Source organism: Dyadobacter pollutisoli, from assembly GCF_026625565.1.
GTDB classification, from domain to species: Bacteria; Bacteroidota; Bacteroidia; order Cytophagales; family Spirosomataceae; genus Dyadobacter; species Dyadobacter pollutisoli.
In genome coordinates this window covers 3,249,809-3,269,598 of the sequence record NZ_CP112998.1, presented here as the reverse complement: position 1 = coordinate 3,269,598, position 19,790 = coordinate 3,249,809, and the positions used below count along the sequence as shown (strand labels likewise).

The following is a 19,790-nucleotide window of genomic DNA, read 5'->3' as shown; positions in this document are numbered from 1 at the left end:
CGTTCTTTTCTGCAAGGTTCTAGTGAGTTATACCCCCTTCACCTCCCCCCAACCAACCGCTCCATCCGCCCCATCATCTCATCCTTCTCCGCCAACATCCGCTCATAAAGAGCCATCTTCTCCTCATGCAATCTCCTGATCTCTTCAATGGGATTGATATTGAATGTTGGATGAACATTCACACCTGTTGACTGGTCGTGAAATGTATTCGAAATGATATTAATGGCTTGATTTTCATCAAAATTCCGAATCGCCTCAGCAGGGATTTTAAGAACCGCGGCAACTTGTTCCAGAATGTCGGAATCGATCTTTTCTTTTTGCTCTAGCAGGGAGATTTTTTGCTGGTTCCAGTCTTCGCCGAGCTCAAAGGCCAAAAAATCTTGTTTGACACCGAGCATTTCTCGAAATCTTTTAAGATTACGGCCTTCGTGGATCTTTGGGTTGGAGGTAGTATGTGTCATGCGGAAAGGCGTTTGGATAAGTTAATAAGGCAATTTATATAAATCCCCTCAAAACTTTCCGGATAATTTACGGGCGACCCACGTTGGGCGGCCCGCGTAGGGCCTTTCCATGTAAGTTACCGGAACGGCCGTTGCCGCTAGCCGGAATTCGGGCCGTCAGTCCTGCTGAAAACCATGTACAGCGAACCGCTGCTTTTCCGCCCCATGTTGCACTGACATTGTACCCTTATACGAGATCGTTGCGTCATCAACCCGCCTCGCTTCCTTAATAGCCAGAACAACATTGTAATCCGATCCCGAAAAGTACATATCAAAGCCTTTTGATGTCCTGACGGTCATTGTGTGGCCAACCACCACACTTTTATCGCCTTGAATATAAATCCCTTTTTTGAGCTGATCAGCAGAGAAAACATATTGCTCCTGCGAAAGAGGCACAGTCCGGAGCGCGAAGAAATACCCCGCATGACGCTTAACAGGCGTTTTATCGGCAACCGAGGCGAACTTTGTTTGGGGTGTTTGCAGGGTATCATTCACGACACCCGTGCAAATGGCATACGCCAACATAAGTGGTAGAGAATACATGGTGCAGTACGATTAATATACATATAAAGTGCTGACATTGAGCGACTCAACTACATACAAAAATTGTGCCTGGGCCATATAATTTGCACCCTTAGACATGACTGACAAGTTCATGGGCAAATTTTTCAGGCCTCTGTTACTTTGTTATCTGGATCCTGAGAAATTGTATTGAAAGATTTGATATTCAATCAAGGTAGGACGCACCCGGTGGTGACTTTTGGATGTTTAGCAAAATAAATGACTCAATTAGTATTCCATGTTTAAATCCTTTTTGCCATGAATCGCAAAATATTGATCGTCACCGGGGATGGTGGCGAAAGTTATGAAACCCTCTATGCCGTTCACCGCTTTCAGGAAGAAGGAGACATTGCCGTGATTGCAGCTCCTAGCAAACGCAGGCTTCACCTGGTGATGCACGACTTTGAAGCGGGTTGGGATACGTATGTGGAGCGGCCCGGCTATTGTCTGGCTGCGGATCTGACGATTGAGGAAGTGGTGGTAGGCGACTATGACGCTATTCTGCTACTGGGCGGCCGGGCTCCCGAATACCTGCGCAACCATGCTGCGCTGTTGGAAATAGTCCGCGAGTTTGACCGACAGGGCAAATGGGTCTTGGCCATCTGCCACGGTATCCAGATCCTGGTTACAGCGGGACTGGCCAACAACCGAAAACTGACCGCTTACGAACATGTGCGGACTGAAATTGAGATGGGTGGCGGCACGTATGTCACCGAAGAGGCAGTTCGTGATCGAAATATCATAACCGGCCAGACCTGGCAATCGCACCCCGAGTTTTATCGCGAAGTCTTTGCCTGTCTCAATAAAGCGGAATTCATGGCGCAGTAGATGCAGGGTCGGTAACCTGTAGTTCCTGCCTTCTTTGTTCCCTTGAGGAAGGCAGAAACTACTGACACTGTCGCCAGTCCATGTAGGGGCCATCTGCAACGTTCCCAAACAAGGACCTTATGATGCTTAGGTTAGGATGGTGTATTGTGTTCATGCTGGTTTGCCATTAAGGCGCCCAGATCTTGCATTTTCTCCTGCCAGAACTGATCAAAGTAATTAATCCATTCCAAAAGGTGTTCAAAGCCATCTTTTTTGATCCGACAATAACGCGTCCGTCCTGAATCCTCAATCGTAATGAACCCAGCTTCATGCAGTGCTTTCACATGTTGGGAGATGGCGGGCCTGCTCATCTCGAAGTTTTCAGCAATCGCATTAATCGTCATTCCTCCCTGCGAGAGCAAAAGCAACATATGTCGCCGACTTGGATCGGCGACTACCTGAAATACATCGAGCCTTGCATTCATAGCGGCTGCTTTACTAAATGCATAAAAATTCTTTTGCTGATCTTTTCCCAGCCCTTGTTCATTACCAGGTAAGGAATAACATTTTTAAATCCTTTAAAGCCACTGTGTTCCAGCGATAGCATAGTTCCTCCTTCTTTTGGCGTCAGCGTCCAGGTTACTTTGGAATCCAGGCTCACTTTTCCCCGCCAGCCCCCTTTCCAGCTATACGACAAACGTTTCAAAGGAATGATTTCCAATACTTCACAATGGATTTTTCCGTCAAATCCGAATTGAGGTCTGGGTAGAGCCGTAAAACTGAATTGATGGCCAACCACCGGCTTGAAATCATTGGGCATTAACCATTTCTTCATCAGATCGGAATCAGTGAGGTAAGTCCAGACGGTTTCTGGGTCATGTGGATAGAACCATTCATGGTTTATTACTTTTTGCATGATAGGTAAGTTTAAAGTTACGCAAAGTAAACACGTAAGTTTTAACTTACCTAATTATCAAATTTTTATTCCTTAACGATAAAGGAGCTGCTCCTCACCATTCAGGTATTGCGCTAAGTCACCGATCGTCATGCCATGCGTCATGGGTATGTAATGGATTCCTGACCTGCTGATCAAAAAGACTGTCATATGTAATTATTTGGCTTGTTTTAATTTTTATAAAAAATATCCTGTTTGGTTTAAGGGTTTTCCAAGACTAATTTGTCTTAAATTTAGATTTGCAATTGGTCTGCAAATGGTTAATTCTTACGAACATGCAATTACCCAGTTCTTCGAAGCTCTCTGCACCCACCGAACCGCTGCCATTTGAACCTATGGATATATCACCGGATGGTCAGTGGCCCATCGCTTCGGATAAAGAACTGTTTATTCGCAAGACTTGTCAGACCAATGCTGGCCTTGCCTGTGAACTACTGTTCCGCCAACATTATGTTGCCCTGTGTAGTCATGCGGTGCGTTTTGTTGGATCAAAAGCGGTTGCGGAGGATCTGGTTGCCGATATTTTTTGTCAGTTCTATGAGCAGCAAATATTTGCCACCATTACCAGCTCCTATCGCGCCTACCTCTACAAGGCCGTGCGTAACAGGGCGTATAACTACGTCCGGCAGACTTTTGGACGCGACGTATCCTTGGAGGAGGCTCAGTATCAGGCGACTGGCCAAGCGCATCAACCCGATTCGATCACCCAATATGATGAGTTGTATCGTGATGTAGAGAAAGCCATCGAGTCATTGCCCATACAAAGACGGCGCATTTACCTGATGCACAGGTTTGATGGAATGAAGTATGGTGAAATTGCCAGTGAACTTGGTCTGTCTGTCCGCACGATCGAAGTGCAGATTAGGCTGGCCAGTCACGCATTGCGGGAATTGTTGAAAGGCCGTTGGTTTCAAGTCTTCTTGTGGTCACTTTATGAATTTTTTTGATCAACGTTTAAGGGTTTTAAGTAACCGATGTGTCTATCTAAAAAGGCCAATTGAATCATGCGAGATCTGATTAACAAACAACTTATTTTGGACTCTTTTGCGGGAAAGGTGACCATTCTGCAGCGTCAGCAGATTGATGACTGGTGTCGGAATTCAGCCAACGAGGAATTGTTCTATGAATGGCTGGAAGAGTGGGAAAAGTCTAATCTGCAATATGTTGCAGACAATGCGTCTGCACTCAACCGTTATCACAATTTTATCGTCCATGTACATTCAGAAGAAGCGTTTGCAGAACAGGGTTCGGCCCTTCCGGTATCCGGATTTTTTACGCGTAACCGGTCTCTTCTGGGCTTGGCAGCCTCAATTGTATTGATTGTCGGTCTATTTGTTTTCCAAAAGCAATTGTTGAACCAGACCTATTCAACGCATTATGGTCAGACAAGAATCGTTACCCTCTCTGATGGTAGCCAGGTGACATTAAATGCGAATTCAATGCTTCGGGTTCCGCGATTCGGCTTTGGTACAAAAAATCGGGAAGTCTGGCTGGAAGGGGAAGCGCTGTTTTCAGTAACACATACAGCTGATCACAAGCAGTTTGTCGTAAAAACGGACAATGCGGCTGATGTGGTAGTATTGGGAACAGAATTCACATTATTTGCCCGACCGCGTGGCACGAAAGTGGTGTTGCAAAAAGGGAAGGTAGAATTTCATTATCGGCAGGCGGGTCAGCCTGCCAAACAGGTTACTTTAAAACCGGGCGATCTGGTTGACTTGAAGAAAAATGGAAATGCCAACCTAAAGCCGGTCACGCAACCTGCCAACTATGCTGCCTGGCGTGATCATCGTTACGTATTTGAGGAAACTTCCCTGCGCGAAATTACCTTCCTTTTTCAGGAAAGTTTTGGAATGAACCTTGAAATTACCGATCCCGAAGTAGCTGCGCTGACCATATCAGGAGCTTATCCGTCGCAGAGCGGGGAGGAGCTTTTATCAATCATTGCAGAAGCCCTGAACATTAAAATCACCCGAAAAGAAGACAAGGTGCTTCTGTCACAACAACCTCTTTAATCTCTTAATTTATGTGTTTTAAATCTACTAGCTTCCCGGCTTTGGGACTGGTAGCCTGTCTGGCCATTTCCGGTCAACTAGCTACTTCTATGCCCTTATTTACTCCGCAGGATGAGCATTCTGTGCCCAAATCGACTGCAAATTCCGCGCGTCCGCTGACGGATGTACTGAAAGATCTCAAACTTCGCTTCGGCGTAGATATACTCTACGGAGATCAGCTGGTGGAAGGTATAACGGTCCCTGGCGATGTCATCAATCAGAAAAAGAACCTGGAAGAAAATTTGAAGTCCATCTTAAAAAACACCGGACTTCAATATCGGAAAGTAAAGGACGGGGCATATCTTATTTCGGGTCAACGCATTGAAAAAAAGCTTACAACCAGTGTGATGATGATTTCGGACGGCTTAGGTGCAACCCCTGGTTCTGAGGGAGCAGCCTCCGCGGCTGACCTTAATCCACTGAGACTAAATAGTTCGAAAGCTGACCAGGTTGTCAGCGGACGTGTGACCAGTGAGGTAGGAGAGGGCCTGCCAGGGGTGAATGTTTTGTTAAAGGGAAGTACCCGGGGCATTTCTACGGACGTGGACGGGCGCTATCAGTTGGGCTTGCCGGAATCTGGTGATCACATCCTGGTTTATTCCCTGGTAGGTTACACGTCTCAGGAAGTGGCAGTGGGCAACCGCTCGGTGATTGATGTTCAACTTTTACCTGACGATAAAACGCTTGAAGAAATAGTCGTTGTCGGGTATGGTACTGTCAAAAAGAGCGACATCACAGGCTCCGTCGGCTCAGTATCGGCCAAAGAACTAACTGCCTATCCCACCATGAACGCTGTGCAGGGCCTGCAGGGGCGTTCTCCCGGGGTTCAGGTTATGCAAAATTCAGGCGAACCAGGTACTACATTAAGTGTCAGGATCCGTGGCGGGAATTCATTGCAGGGCAGCAACGAGCCACTTTATGTCGTGGATGGCTTTGCGTTATCGGGGCCGCCAAATGCAATCAGCCCGAATGAGATTGAATCAATGGAGGTTTTAAAAGATGCATCGGCTACTGCGATATACGGTTCGAGAGGGGCAAATGGTGTTATTTTGATCACAACCAAGCAGGGGAAAGTTGGGAAACCCCAGGTAACTATTGACAGCTACTATGCCGTCCAGCAGGTTAACAAAAAACTTGACCTGATGAATGCGCAAGAGTTTGCAACGCTGGCTAACGAGCGTGCGGTCAATGATGGTGTAGCGCCGTATTTTACCTCTTCGCAGATCAGCGGATTTGGCCAGGGAACAGATTGGCAGGATGTAATTTTTCGAAAAGCACCCATGCAAAATCACGCTCTTTCGGTTGCAGGCGGGAGTGAAAATACACAGTACGCGCTTTCTGGAAACTTTTTTGGCCAGCAGGGGATCATTCGGGGATCCAACTACAACCGGGAGAGTTTTCGTGCGAACCTCAATCAGAGGTTAGGGGATAAGGTACGGTTGATGTACAATGCAGTGCTGACTAATACAAATCGTTCGCAGTTATTGGCCGACAATGGCCAGAAAGGAAGCACAATCGTTTCTGCGGCGCTTGGATCGCCTCCAACTATCACGCCCCGAAATGAAGCAGGAAATTATAGTTTTATTAAACCTTATGCATTTAGCCCAAACAGCCTGGAAAATCCTCTGGCGCTAGCCGAGGCCAGAAAGCAAAAGAACAATGAAATATATATCCTCAGCAGCATGGCCCTTAGTTATCAGCCGGTAAAAAATCTGACTTTGAGATCATCGGTCGGTATAGAAAATAGCTCCATGAGAGGCGATTTGTACTCGCCTTCTGTGATCACTACCACACCAAATGGTTCTGCCAACATTACCTACGCTAACCGTTTCAATTTACTGAATGAAAATACCGCTACTTATATTCCCAAACTTGCCAAAGACCACGAGCTAACCCTACTGGGCGGAGTCACTTATCAGCAGGAGAATAGCAGATCGTTCTCTGCAAGCGCTACGGGTTTTAATTATGAGGGGCTTGGATCTGAAAACATTGGGGTGGGAAGCAATCCAGGCATACCCACCAGCACTTCGTACAAATGGGTCCTTTTCTCCTATCTGGCCAGGGCGAATTATGCCTTCAAAAGCCGGTATTTGTTTACAGCCAGCATGCGGGCCGATGGCTCTTCACGCTTCGGGGCCAATAACAAATGGGGATATTTCCCTTCCGCAGCTTTCGGCTGGCGGGTGATTGATGAACCCTTCGCCCAGAATTTAAGGACCATTTCGGACCTGAAACTTCGCCTGTCCTATGGCGTGACGGGTAACACGGCACTATCTCCCTATCAGACACTTTTTACGTTAAGCCCGATCAATACGGTTTACAATGATCAACTTTATGTAGGGCAACTGACCACGGCGCAGCTGACTAATCCAAATCTAAAATGGGAGTCAACGGCTCAATTCAATGCCGGTCTTGACCTGGCCATTCTCAGAAACCGCTTCTCGCTTACATTCGATTATTATCTAAAAAATACCAGAGATCTACTGGCAACTGTCCCGCTTCAACAGTCTACAGGATACACCAGCACCATTCAAAATATCGGCCAGATTCGTAACCGTGGAATCGAGCTGGGGTTGAACGCCAATATCATCAATTCGAAATCGGTTAAATGGGACCTGAACCTAAACATTACACGAAACCGAAGCGAAGTACTCAAACTGGCAGGCGGGAGCGATGTGTTTGGGACAGCACTCCAGCAACCATTATCAGTGGCTGTAAACCTGATACGTGTCGGTCAGCCGATCGGGGTTTTCTATGGGTATCTTGAAGATGGCCTCAACGAAAAGGGTGCAATTAAGTACAAGGATTTGAACGCGGACAATGTGCTAACCCTTGCAGACAAGACTATTATTGGTGACCCAAATCCTGACTTTCTTTACAACTTTGGAAGCAACATGTCATACAAGGATTTTAGTCTGAATATGTTCTGGCTGGGCAAACAGGGGGGTGATATTTTTAATGCCAACCTGACCAACCAAGCAAGTAGTATGTACTTCGGCGAAAATCAGATCAGAGATGTTTACAACAATCACTGGGTGGCAGCCAGTCCGGATCCTGCTGCCAAATATCCAAAGATCAGCGCCAGCACCTCATTCAAAGAGTCCAACCGCTTTATTGAGGATGGATCTTTCCTGAGACTGAAAAGTATCCAGCTGGCCTACAATATCCCGGCGAATCGTTTGAATATCAAATGGGTGCGTAGTGCTCAGCTCTATGTAAGCGGACAGAACCTGGTCACTTTTACGAAGTATAGCTGGTACGATCCGGAAGTGAATACGCTGGGCGGGGCTAACTCGATCTCAATGGGCATCGACCAAACCGGTTATCCAACTGCCAAAACATATACTGTCGGCGCACGCCTAGGCTTCTAACTCTTCTTTTCAAGCAATCAATCATGAAAAAAATAACATTATATGCTCTGCTTACGGTTAGTTTCTTAACCTTTTCATGCCGGGATTTGCTGGATGAAAATCCTGAAAGCTTACTGGCCAGTAATAATTTTTACAAAACAGCAGCTGATGCCAACTCGGCGGTAACTGCAATCTCCGGAACACTGCATGGGACTACCATGTACGGTTTCCGTTACCTGGTGCATACCACTGCGCTGGAAGATTATTCGTCCGGGCAGGGATTTTACATACCCATGTCGCAATACCAAATCTCGACTTCGATCATTTCTGTGACAGATGGGTTTTGGACGGGTTTTTACAAAACGATCGATGCAGCCAACCGGGTATTGAAATATGTTCCACCGATTTCGATGGATGAAACTCAAAAAACGCAGCTACTGGGCGAGGCCTATTTTCTTCGGGCTCTGGCATATTACAATTTAGTAAAGCTTTTTGGAGGTGTACCCATCAGAACAGAGCCGACGGAAAATTTGAACAGTCTGGGTGGTAAGCGGGAAAGCATCGAAAATGTTTATGCGCTTATAATTGCTGATCTGAAATTGGCCGAAGCCAGTCTGCCTTTAACGCAGTCCATCATCGGTAAGCCCACATCCGGAGCGGTCAAAACAATGCTTGCCGACGTATATCTCACACGTGAAATGTGGGCAGCAGCGAGGGATAAAGCAGAGGAGGTGATAGGTTCTCAGGCTTACTCGCTGGTAAACGTCAAGCAGCCTGGCGACTTCGAAAAAGTTTTCGGGGCAGATGTGACAACGTCAACCGAGGAAGTATTTTCGATTAAATTCCAGCGGTCCGTGGCCGGAGGCTCGGGGCTACCCCAATTTTATCATCTCAACAACAGTCAGTGGGCGAGCAACGGATTCGGGACTTTTTTCGGATTTCCGAACTATCCCTTATTACGCGATTGGCCGGAGGCTGATCTCAGAAAAAGCTTCAATCTCTATACAGCGGGGCCCAACAAACAGGGCGTTATCGTCCCCAATGGAGCGACACAACCAATACGATTCGGTAAATTCAAGGATTCGGCGGCCCCTACCGGAATTGCCCACGGTAACGATTTCCCTATTTACCGGTACGCAGATGTCCTGTTGATCTATGCTGAGGCGGCTAGCCAGGCCGGAGCGGCACCCAATCAACAGGCCCTGGAACGGCTCAACATGGTTCATCGACGCGCTTATGGTTATGCCCCGGCCAGCCCCTCTCCGGTAGATTTCACTTTGGATGGCCTTACGAAGTCATCATTTCGCGATCTTGTTCTCAAAGAAAGGGCTTATGAGTTTATGGTAGAAGGAAAGCGCTGGTATGACCTGGTAAGAACGGGAACAGCAAAGCAGATCATCAAGGAGGCCAAAGGTCTTGATATTTCAAGTACCGTATTTCTGATGCCTATTCCTAAACAGGAGATTGACAACAATCCGGATATTGCTCCGACGGATCAGAATCCAGGTTATTAACAGCAATTTTATTGAATATGAATCTATGAAAAAGTATTTTTTACAAGGGTTAATTCGAAGCAAATGGATATTTATCCTGCTTTTGTCCGGTGGACAAATCTTGGCACAGCAAGCAAAATCACCTAACATTATTGTTATTCTGGCCGACGATCTGGGATATGGTGATCTGGGGTGTTATGGGCATCCCACGATCAAAACGCCGTATCTGGATCAAATGGCAGCAGAAGGGATGCGTTTTACGCAGTTCTATGCGTGTGCCGCAGTCTGCACCCCAAGCCGGGCCGGATTAATGACCGGCAGGCTGCCGGCGAGAACCGGTGTGTATGGCAAGGGAGATGTTTTTCGCCAGAACTCGGCTAGCGGTTTGCCACTCAGCGAAGTCACCATTGCGGAAATGCTCAAGACCAAGGGATATGCCACCGGCTTGATCGGGAAGTGGCATCTGGGTCATTTGCCAGAATTTTTGCCAACCCGCCAAGGATTTGACTACTGGTTTGGTACGCCCTATTCCAATGATATGGGCAAGGTGTTTACGACCATGAAGGGAGGTGTATACAATATTCCACCAGGCCCCAGAGCCAATGCACCTGTGTTGCCATTGTACCGTAATGAAACTGTGATTGAAGAGGAGCCGGATCAGCACTTTCTGACCAAACGCTATACGGAAGAAGTGGTGAACTTTATCAAAAAAAGTAAAGACAAACCGTTTTTCATGTACTATGCCAGCAATTTTCCGCATACGCCGCTCTTTGCATCACCCGAGTTTGAAGGCAAAAGCAAACGCGGATTGTATGGTGATGTAGTAGCGGAGCTGGATTGGAGCGTGGGACAAATCCTGAAAACGCTGAAAGATTTGAAGCTGGATAAGAACACACTCATTGTTTTTACCAGTGACAATGGCCCCTGGATGGTTATGAAGGACCACTCCGGATCTGCCGGATTGTTGTACGAAGGCAAAAATTCTACTTACGAGGGTGGGATGCGTGTGCCGGGAATAGCCTGGTGGCCTGGGAAAATTAAAGCCGGTGTAACCAGCGAAGCGTTAATTAGTGCTTTGGACTTATTTCCAACGATTAGCAGGCTAGCCAACGTAACAAATGGTAGCGGAAGTGTACTGGATGGGATCGACCAGACGAGCGTGCTGATGGGGCAGAAAGAAAATGCCCGTGAGACATTGCCATACTACATCAACGAAAATGTTTTTGCTATTCGCAAAGGATCCTGGAAAGCTCATTTTGTGACACATGCATCCTATTCACCTGTGGCACCGGAAACCCATGCGGTACCTTTGCTGTACAATATAGAAAACGATCCAAGTGAAAAGTATGATCTTGCCAAGGATTATCCGGATGTGGTAGCCGATTTAACAAAAGAGTTCGAGAAGCAGAAAAACGCATTTATACTGCCACCCTCCGAAATTGAGAAAGTACTGCCGGCTAAAAAAGATTGAACATCAATAGGGAAGAGGGGTAATGGACCTAACCCGAAAAGACAACTTTTACTTTTCGGTCAGTACAGGTACGATTACCCCTTTTCCTTTTACACTAAAATTGCACTTCAAACTAGTTCAGCAATGTAGCCTTTCACACTTTTAGCGCGAGCAAGTAATGACTCATAATATTTGGACAGGTAATGATAAATCACCAGCTCCTGCATTCTAGGCTCCGCAATGAGTAATCTGATCGATGTCATGTGAATGTGACTGTAAAGTAGTCGCTCCTTTTTGGCAAGTGTCAAATGCAGTTTGTCCAAAATTGCCCTGTTCATGCCGGATCGTGTTTCAAAGTACCTGGCAGCGTGTTTAACCACAGGTTGGTCCTTTTTTGGGTCCAGTATATTTTCTATTGACTGTCTGTTTTCTCTGTATTTCTGATTCAGGTTGTGTTTTAATTTGTCGTTCCCGGAAAATTCCTTGAAGTAGTTTTGAGACATCAATTCCATTACGGTATGTCGCTCTTTCAAATCGAGCGAAAAATCCGAGAATAGCATGTCAATGCTTCGAATGGCAAAGAGCCAGCGATATTTTTCACCTTCTTCACCCTCAATCAAATTAAGGAAGTTGACGGCAGCCAGACTGTCATTAAAGAAGAGCGATTCGCTCATTTCCATGGTATCTGCACCGTATCGCTCGATTTCCTGGTTATACGTATCCACCTGAAATTTGTGCACTTCCCTGTTTTCAATGGAAACCTGTAACGCCTGATTCAATCTCATAAGAATTTCGGGCCAGAAATTCTCTTTTTTACTATGAAACCTGATCCGTATATGGTCTTCCGGATCGGCATAGCGAAGAAAGAACCACTTGTCAATGGTTTCATTTTCAATGAGCTCTTTACACAATGGCCGGATCAGGGAAGTAAGGATTTTATCGGCCGTTTTAGTGCCGGCGTAGATTTTCACATATAACCATTCACTGCCAATGGTATATTTTCTTTTTGTTACTGCTACGGGACTTTTCTGAATGCCGGGTAATGCTGGTTTTTCTTTGCGTATCAGTAGGGAAAAAATGATTTCATTACAATATCTGTTACCAAGATCGTCTTTTAAAATACAATTTTCAGGTGTTTGTAAGAACTCGACTAATTTAATGTCGCCTTTTGATAGGTAGGTTTTTAAAACCGCCAGTGTATTCTCGGAGTCAGTATCAATTAAGAGCTGATTGTCGCCTTGTGACAGCAATACAAACCTTGGAATGTTGTATTCGTCCTTCAATTTTTTAAATACATTAAATGTATCAACTGAAACATTAAAATATTCCTTCTTTAAATTCCATTGAGATTTTCTAAGAATAATATTTTTGTATTGGATTCGTGGAATGTAAATTTCTTCCTGATCAATAGAAGACGTCCAGGAAAATGGCTGACTCAACTGCTGAAATTGAAGATCACAAAGAAATTTATAAACCGGCAATCCTTTCGCAAAGTTATGGGCATTAGTAAGTGAAGGTAAAATTTCTTTATTTAACTTTTTACTTCTCAACACAACTCTGTCTCCCGAAACAGAGACCATTAAATCATTGATCGGTATTTGAAACTCTTCCGAAACCGATGACTGACCTAAATATGGAATTTCATATTTGAATGTATGCGGTCTCATCAGAATGTTTCCTATTCTGGACTGCGGAAGGTGAACAATCTCTGCAATGATCTTTTCGGTTGATTCTTCTTCATAGCGACAAGTACCGCTTAATTCATCAAATATATTTTGTGAATCAAGCCCAAATCGGGCTAAAATATTATTCGAAGATTTACCACCTAGTACAGTCAGATCGAATAGGAAATTGTTTTCACCAATCGACCCGTTGCTGTTTGTCAGGAGCGAGCCAAATGCCTGCATACTTGGCGGGAAATTTAATGTAATATTATCTTTATCAATCAATGATTGAATGTCATTATCGCTGATAAAGATGACCGACTCTTTATTTTTTTTCGCATATTGAACTTTCTGATAAATAATTTTATTCCGGTCCGTCCAATCCATGGACTGTATTTTTTTTCTCTCTGGCAGGCTAAGATTATTTAGCAAAGGCATATGGTTGGATATCCTTCTCGAACTGATACCATATCCAATTCCGGATTCATTATCTAGCGCAATGGCAAGAGGAATTTCTTCTCCTTCGTACCGACTTGAAAAATTAGTGATGAATGTTTCAAGATCTTCATTTTTTGCTTTGAAATTGACCTTTAACAACTCCGAGATTTGGATAGAGAGTGTTTCCTTAATTTTAGACCCTATTTTAAGATTTGTTTCGTCGAAGAACAGGTCCGTTTGAATCAAATCTTTTCCGGAGGTATTGGGAAATGATTTGATAATTTTGCTATGCAAATCAATGTAATGAGCCACTGACCGTTCTTCGTTTTCCAGTGTGTTATTGATTTCATTGAGAAAAGAAAGATATTTTCCGGCGGTTGGAATTTTGGCGAGTCTTTCCAGAAGGTAATTGAAAAAGGATTTACCTGTGAGCGTTGGTTCCAGGTCACTTACCAGGATCTGCCCGTCAATTAAGTTATTGATAAACTGGGTTGCGGTGCTTAAATCTAAATCATTGTCCAGGCACGCAGCCAGCTCGGATATGAATGCTCCACCGGCAGCCCTTTCGACCACAAGATCAAGCAGGTAATTTTTCTTTACCCGGCAGGAGGAGTAGGTTCTCTTTTTATTTTTAAGCCTGTATTCCACCAGGCGAAGATTTTCGCCGAGCTTATACATGCTGCTATTGGGTTTGTAAACCAGATATGGCTTAATCTCATCATCCTGAGCTATGAAAATTGCTATTTCAGCAAGGTAGTTCATGTCCAGACGAGAGCGCTTACGTATATTTTCGTTGTTCACGCGAAAGCTCGTGTTCTCCAGAGTGTGGAATGATCCCATCGAGCAGCCCGAAAAGAGGCCGTACGGTGTGCTTCGCATACACATGCGTGTATAGTATTTGTACAGGCTTGTCGCCAGTTTGATGTCGTTATCGGTCTGCGATTCAGGTAGTTTAAGCCATTTGATAAGTTCATGGTATAAGTCAGTGGATGCCGTGTAGATGGCCTCCTGGAACAGCGGTGCAGAGAACGTTTCCCTCATAAAAGGTATGAGGTACATGTGTCCCTTCTCTTGCACCAGATTTTGTGAAGACATCAGCTGGTCAATGGAAAGGAGAGGTTTTCTCAGGAGAAAGCGGTCTTTGAAATCGATGCCAGTCATTGCGAACAGAACTATTGTTTGTATAATCTCACCAGAATCAAGGAATTTAAGCAAAGGCTTTGTATGGTGGTGCGTTGTAAATTACGGATTGAGCCAGGCGCTTAAACAGGCACCTGGCTCGAATGCGAATTAACAGGAGTGATTTTGGCATGAACAGGCTCCCTGACCAGTTCCGGCTTCCAGATCAACAGATCCTCCGGCCAGGTTTTCCAGCTGATCTTCATCCAATTCGTTGAGTTTTTCTTTTGCTACGTCAATGAGTTTTTTTGTTTCGTCTGCGTTTTCTGATGGATTTGTGCTTTCGTCTTTCATGATCGTAAAAGTTTGAGTGTTAAAAGATAGATATGTATTTAAATGGAATTCAATGAATGATGTAGGCGATCCAATGGATCAGCCTGTTAATTACAGGAGTGACGTTCGCAGCTACATCCAAGCCAGCTGTCAGCCTCGGCGTCGGCAATACCGCCCGACAATTTTTCAAGCTGTTCTTCATCCAGCTCACTTAGTCTTTCTTTGGCAACTTCAATAATTTTGTCTTTGTCTTCTTCCGGACCTCCCGATTGGTTTAAATTTTCGTCTTTCATGATTCTAAAAAGTTTATGTTTAAAAAATTAAAAACCACATTTAAGAATTATTAAATTTCCTCTAAATGTTTGCAGCCTGTAAAGGAATCGAACCTCTGTTTTTCATAATAATGAAAGCCTTTCCACTAGACGAATAGGCTAATTTTTACGCTCCAAAAAAATTAATTTTCCGGGCAAAGAGTCTGACAAGAGCAGGCGCTACCATGTCCGGTAGTCATTTCTTGATCCGTAGATCCTCCTGAAAGTTTTTCCAATTGATCGTCATCCAATTCAGTCAATTTTTCCTTTGCTATCTCAATTGATTTATTTATTTTTTCTTCGAATGGATTTTGATTTTCGTTTTTCATGATTGTACAAGTTTGACTATTTCCCTTGTCTTTTATTTTGCCTTAAAAGGTCGTATTGCATCCGCTTTGGCAGGAGCATCCACTTGCGGTTGCTTGTTCGTGATCGGTTCCACCAGCAAGATTTTCCAGCTGATCGTCATCCAGTTCAGCAAGCTTTTCCTTTGCAACCTCTATGGATTTAATTATTTTTTCTTCTGACGGATTTTTGTTTTCATCTTTCATGATCGTAGCAGTTTAGGCTTATCAGGCTGATTCATTTTCTTAGACTTTATTGGTTACCTACATATTTATCAATGCAGGTAACCAACAGAAGTAGAACTTCCTATTAGCATGAGTGGTTTTGGCAGGAGCAAGCACCCTGGCCAGTTCCAGCTTCGTCGATAGCAGCGCCACCGGCAAGCTTTTCCAGCTGGTCGTCATCCAGTTCAGTAATTTTTTCTTTTGCAACTTCGATTAACTTCTTAGTTGTTTCTTCTGCTGGTTTTTGATTTTCGTCCTTCATAATCGTAAAAGTTTATGTTTGAATAGTTAAGAATCACATTTGAAATAGGTATGATCTATTTTAAATGTTTGTAATCTGTAAAGGATTCGAACCTCTGTTTTTTCATCGAAAATGAAACGTCCTACCGCTAGACCAACAGACCATTGTGATTGCGCTAAATTTTATGTTTGCAAACTAAATGCGCCGGTATTGCAATAGAAAATTTTTGCGACGAACTGCAATTCATGAACGAATTGCAGTTCGTCGCAAAAAAGAAGACGTTAGTCGCTTAAAATTGAAGTGGTCATTATTAGCAGGTAAAATTGCTATGTTGTTTCTGAGTTAATAACTTAAATGAAGAATGGTATGGGAAGATATTTGGTTTTCATCGCAGCGTTTTTGGTAAACGCGATGTCTGTAAAAGCGCAGAGCGGATCGATCAAAGGTCATGCTATCGACGGCAGCCGCCAAGCTCCTGTGGAGTTTGCCTCCGTTACACTTTATACATCGGGGGACACGAGCCTGGTGCAGGGAACCTTGACGGATACCTCGGGTTATTTCGAAATTGCGAACGTCAAGTCTGGAGTATACATTATTACCATTACTTCCATTGAGTACCAGAAGGTTTTCAGGGGGCCTATTCAGGTCAATGCTGAGCACAATGTGGCTGATTTAGGTGATGTGACGATGGCTACCGATCAGAAATTGCTTGGTGAGGTGGTGATAAAGGGTGCCAGATCCCTGGTGGAGCAACGGCCTAATGGCATCGTGGTTAATCTCGAAAATAGCATCTTGTCGAAAGGCCGAAACGGAACGGAGCTTCTGGGCGTCATTCCACTGGTTAACGTAGGCATGGGGGGAGGAATTACCGTACGGGGAAAAAGTAATGTACTGGTATTGATAGACAACAAGCCCTATTATGGCGAAACACTGAATATGATGCTTTCGAATATGAAATCGGAAGACATTGTAAAGATTGAGGTGAACACCAACCCATCGGCCAAATACGACGCCGCAGCTTCGGGCGGGGTGATCAACATTATTACCAAAAAGGCGACACAAAACGGATTTACCGGCCAGTTCGACGGCCGGGTTTCTCAGGGTGAAAGGCTTCGGTGGAGCCCACGTTTGAACCTGGGATACCGGTACAACAAATTTTCGATGTTCGCGAATCTGGGATATAGTTTCTATGATGGAAAGAATAACCAGCATTTAACGAATTTGTACCGGTCAGATAACCAATTGTTTGAGAATGAAGGGGTACACAATTATAAGAGGAATACTGTGCCGGTAAGTGCGGGAGTGTCCTATAATTTGAACAAAGGCAACACATTAGGTTTTACATTCGATAACACCAATGATAAGCGGCGTGATGATATCAGTGAAACCGCAGCGTTTTTCCTGATTAATGAAGACAGCCCGTTGCTAAACGGTACGGTGAGCAAAACGCTGGGGGAAGGCAAAAGCCATCTCTACAATTACAGCGCCTATTACGAAGGCAAGTACAGCAAAAGCAGTTTGAATTTTGTAAGCACGTTCAGCAGGTACACCAATTCGAGCCTTTCGGATATTTTTTACTATGACTTTGACCTTAATCGTGACAAAGTAGAAGACAGCGATACCCGCATTAACACCTCCAATGGTGCTGATATCAAGCTCCTGGTTTCTCAACTCGATTACAACTACGAGGTAAGTGATAAAACCTCATTTGAAGTAGGTGTGAAAGGGATGTATACCCAGTCCGATAATTCGATCGATCAGTTTCAGGTCAAAAATGGTATTCAGTCGCCGATCGAAAATCCGTTTGCAAGATCGGGATATGAGGAGACGATTTTAGCCGGATACTTGACGTTTTCGCAGGAAATTGGGAAAATAAAACTCAATGGCGGGATTCGTGCGGAGCAAACGCAGTCGGATGTTCAGCACGTGGGAAAAAGGGACTTTCTGAATTTCTTCCCTTCATTTCTGATTCATAGCAAACAGTCGGACAACTATCAATGGGGTCTTTCTTTCAGCAGAAAAATCAATCGTCCGGCATTTTCTATACTGATTCCATTTGTGGCATATTCCGGAAAGTATGCCATTCGGCAGGGCAATCCTACGCTAACTCCGCAGTATAACAACAATCTGGAATTCACGCAGACTTTCAGGCAGTTAAACGTCGTCCTAGGTTATACACATGTTAAAAATGCGATGTTTGACATTCCAAAGATTAACGACGAGACCAAGGTAACTACTTTTCTGTACCAGAATATGGATAGCCAGGACCAATACTCGCTATCCCTGGTATTCCCTTTCCACCCTTTGAAACAAGTGAATAGCAGCGTGACATTATATGGCGGCTACACGGTTTTGAATGATGCCGGATTGAACCAGAATATTGCTTTCAACAACTCGGCGTGGAGTGGTTACGGGCAGATGATCAATACGATCACCTTGCCCAACAATTGGAAAGGAGAAGTATTATTTTACTATCAAACACCCAGACTCGAAGGAATTGACAGACTGAAAAGTGCTTCCAGCCTTGATTTTGGTATAGGGAGGCAAATTTTCAACCACCATGGCAATATCAAGCTGAGTGTTTCCGATGTTTTTCGCCAACGGAGATGGAGAGGCAGTTCACATTATGGAAATGTAAATATGACGGTCAACAATTTCTATGACACACGCAGGGTGCAGCTCTCGTTCAGCTACAACTTCGGTAAGAAAACGGTGAAGAAAATCAAAGAAAAATCACTTGGCAATGAAGATCAGAGAGGCCGGATGTACTAGTGTCTTGCAGGATCAACGGTTGTATACAGAGGGCGTTATCGAAGACATTCGTGCCTCGCTTGATCCAAATGCAACCAATTTGAAGTATGTCGGTTACGGCAGCGGATTGTTAAGTATCGCTCTGTTCTATTCCTTCTATGCCAAATTCAAAAACGATGGAAAGTACAGATTGCCCGCGATCGAGTATTTTGAAAAAAGCATCGCCGCAATTTCATTCAGATTATATGATGACACGATACTCTACTTCAGAGAGATTATAGAAATAGGTTTATTCATTCAGTTTGTTAAAAATGAAGGCTTACTTCCCCAGATCAATGCGGAGATACTTCGCAAGTTGGACGCTCAGATTAGTGTTTTCATGAGGGTAAAGCTAAGAGAGGGAGAATTGAATCATTTTGGAGCAATGTTCGCCGGCGAGTATTTTTTAACCAGAATAAATGAAAATCCGGAGGCGATCGATCACTTGGCAGATCTGGTACATGCATTTGAAAAGTTTGCGATCAAAGATCAAAAAGGGTATTACTGGAAATGGCCATTTGCAAAAAGAGATGGGATTTACTTGGGAATGGTTTGCGGCTCGTCGAGGATAATAACATTGCTGTCATCGATCTATGAGAATGATATCCTTCGAGGTGACTGTCTTCGCATCATCGATCATGCAACAGATTTTCTCCTTGGCCATGAACAAAAGCCAAATCCGGGATATTTTCCGGCAAAGTCAGGAAGCACGAATAAGTCAAATGCGCTATTGGACGGAGATCTAGCGATTGCGTGCGGCCTGTGGAACGCCTGGAAAGTTACAAAGAGAGCCGATGTAAATGACGTAATCGACCGGACTCTGGATCTCTGCTGTATTCGGCATACGCTTGATGATTGTGGCGTAAGCGATGCCAGTATTTTGTATGGTACTACCGGACTGGCGCTTCGATTTGATCGACTATACCGGGCAATAAGGGCAGAGAAATTACGAGACGCCTCAGATTTTTGGTATGCGGAATCCATTAGGCAGAGAAAATTCAACAACGAAACGGCAGGGTTTATGGCCAGGTATAATCAAGGCCACCTGTCTACCAATATTGCTTTTCATGAAGGAATTGCAGGGATAGGGATTGGTATGATGTGTTTTTTGAACAGAGACTTACCACTTCCGACCATGCTCATCTAGCAACATTT

General features: G+C 44.4%; 19 protein-coding genes and 1 tRNA gene. 8 read left to right on the top strand and 12 right to left on the bottom strand.

Annotated elements, in window-relative coordinates; translation table 11 throughout:
* Window positions 1-38: 38 nt before the first annotated feature.
* Together ON006_RS13400 and ON006_RS13395 are read right to left on the bottom strand one after the other, a co-directional pair.
* A complete protein-coding gene (locus tag ON006_RS13400) occupies window positions 39-461 on the bottom strand; it encodes a helix-turn-helix domain-containing protein (protein ID WP_244820300.1) in 423 nt (140 codons plus the stop codon).
* A 156-nt stretch (window positions 462-617) separates the two neighbouring features.
* A complete protein-coding gene (locus tag ON006_RS13395; protein WP_244820299.1) occupies window positions 618-1,043 on the bottom strand; it encodes a hypothetical protein in 426 nt (141 codons plus the stop codon).
* 276 nt (window positions 1,044-1,319) lie between these two features.
* Here ON006_RS13395 and ON006_RS13390 point away from each other — a divergent pair, with 276 nt between their 5' ends.
* A complete protein-coding gene (locus tag ON006_RS13390) occupies window positions 1,320-1,889 on the top strand; it encodes a DJ-1/PfpI family protein (RefSeq protein ID WP_244820298.1) in 570 nt (189 codons plus the stop codon).
* 131 nt (window positions 1,890-2,020) lie between these two features.
* Here ON006_RS13390 and ON006_RS13385 read toward each other — a convergent pair whose 3' ends face one another.
* From ON006_RS13385 to ON006_RS13375, 3 genes are all read right to left on the bottom strand, one after another.
* On the bottom strand, window positions 2,021-2,353 hold the full coding sequence (locus ON006_RS13385) for an ArsR/SmtB family transcription factor (RefSeq protein WP_244820297.1): 333 nt from the start codon (window positions 2,351-2,353) through the stop codon (window positions 2,021-2,023).
* A complete protein-coding gene (locus ON006_RS13380) occupies window positions 2,350-2,784 on the bottom strand; it encodes an SRPBCC family protein (protein ID WP_244820296.1) in 435 nt (144 codons plus the stop codon). The genes ON006_RS13385 and ON006_RS13380 overlap by 4 nt, the downstream gene beginning before the upstream one ends.
* Before the next feature lie 72 nt (window positions 2,785-2,856).
* Entirely contained in the window at window positions 2,857-2,973 is a 117-nt protein-coding gene (locus tag ON006_RS13375) for an exo-beta-N-acetylmuramidase NamZ domain-containing protein (RefSeq protein ID WP_244820295.1), read from the bottom strand.
* Between the two features lie 125 nt (window positions 2,974-3,098).
* On the opposite strand from ON006_RS13375, the gene ON006_RS13370 reads away from it, so the two are divergent.
* Genes ON006_RS13370 through ON006_RS13350 form a run of 5 tightly spaced genes read left to right on the top strand, consistent with a single transcriptional unit; the run spans window position 3,099 to window position 11,191 of the window.
* Window positions 3,099-3,770: an RNA polymerase sigma-70 factor gene (locus ON006_RS13370; protein ID WP_244820294.1), complete on the top strand. Its 672-nt coding sequence runs from the start codon at window positions 3,099-3,101 to the stop codon at window positions 3,768-3,770.
* Between the two features lie 57 nt (window positions 3,771-3,827).
* Window positions 3,828-4,838: a FecR family protein gene (locus ON006_RS13365; RefSeq protein WP_244820293.1), complete on the top strand. Its 1,011-nt coding sequence runs from the start codon at window positions 3,828-3,830 to the stop codon at window positions 4,836-4,838.
* An 11-nt stretch (window positions 4,839-4,849) separates the two neighbouring features.
* The gene (locus tag ON006_RS13360; RefSeq protein WP_244820292.1) at window positions 4,850-8,248 is read left to right on the top strand and encodes a SusC/RagA family TonB-linked outer membrane protein; all 3,399 of its coding nucleotides are present in this window, start codon (window positions 4,850-4,852) and stop codon (window positions 8,246-8,248) included.
* A 23-nt stretch (window positions 8,249-8,271) separates the two neighbouring features.
* Window positions 8,272-9,741, top strand: coding sequence for a RagB/SusD family nutrient uptake outer membrane protein (locus ON006_RS13355; protein ID WP_244820291.1), 1,470 nt, complete (start codon window positions 8,272-8,274; stop codon window positions 9,739-9,741).
* Window positions 9,742-9,766: 25 nt separating this feature from the next.
* A complete protein-coding gene (locus ON006_RS13350) occupies window positions 9,767-11,191 on the top strand; it encodes a sulfatase family protein (RefSeq protein WP_244820290.1) in 1,425 nt (474 codons plus the stop codon).
* 107 nt (window positions 11,192-11,298) lie between these two features.
* Here ON006_RS13350 and ON006_RS13345 read toward each other — a convergent pair whose 3' ends face one another.
* From ON006_RS13345 to ON006_RS13315, 7 genes are all read right to left on the bottom strand, one after another.
* Window positions 11,299-14,433 carry a lantibiotic dehydratase gene (locus ON006_RS13345; protein ID WP_244820289.1) on the bottom strand — a complete coding sequence of 1,045 codons (3,135 nt, stop codon included), beginning with the start codon at window positions 14,431-14,433 and terminating at the stop codon, window positions 11,299-11,301.
* Window positions 14,434-14,562: 129 nt separating this feature from the next.
* A complete protein-coding gene (locus ON006_RS13340) occupies window positions 14,563-14,745 on the bottom strand; it encodes a hypothetical protein (protein ID WP_244820288.1) in 183 nt (60 codons plus the stop codon).
* 86 nt (window positions 14,746-14,831) lie between these two features.
* Entirely contained in the window at window positions 14,832-15,017 is a 186-nt protein-coding gene (locus tag ON006_RS13335; RefSeq protein ID WP_244820287.1) for a hypothetical protein, read from the bottom strand.
* A 161-nt stretch (window positions 15,018-15,178) separates the two neighbouring features.
* Window positions 15,179-15,364, bottom strand: a complete 186-nt coding sequence (locus tag ON006_RS13330) for a hypothetical protein (protein WP_244820286.1) — start codon at window positions 15,362-15,364, stop codon at window positions 15,179-15,181.
* Window positions 15,365-15,406: 42 nt separating this feature from the next.
* Entirely contained in the window at window positions 15,407-15,586 is a 180-nt protein-coding gene (locus ON006_RS13325) for a hypothetical protein (protein ID WP_244820285.1), read from the bottom strand.
* Window positions 15,587-15,689: 103 nt separating this feature from the next.
* Complete coding sequence (locus tag ON006_RS13320) at window positions 15,690-15,866, bottom strand: class I lanthipeptide (protein ID WP_244820284.1); 177 nt, start codon at window positions 15,864-15,866, stop codon at window positions 15,690-15,692.
* Between the two features lie 71 nt (window positions 15,867-15,937).
* Window positions 15,938-16,008 (bottom strand) — tRNA-Glu (locus ON006_RS13315).
* 203 nt (window positions 16,009-16,211) lie between these two features.
* Between ON006_RS13315 and ON006_RS13310 the strand changes: the two genes are divergently transcribed.
* Window positions 16,212-18,617 (top strand): TonB-dependent receptor, encoded by a 2,406-nt coding sequence (locus tag ON006_RS13310; protein WP_244820283.1) that lies wholly within the window; start codon window positions 16,212-16,214, stop codon window positions 18,615-18,617.
* Window positions 18,589-19,782: a lanthionine synthetase LanC family protein gene (locus ON006_RS13305; RefSeq protein WP_244820282.1), complete on the top strand. Its 1,194-nt coding sequence runs from the start codon at window positions 18,589-18,591 to the stop codon at window positions 19,780-19,782. The genes ON006_RS13310 and ON006_RS13305 overlap by 29 nt, the downstream gene beginning before the upstream one ends.
* Window positions 19,783-19,790: the final 8 nt, after the last annotated feature.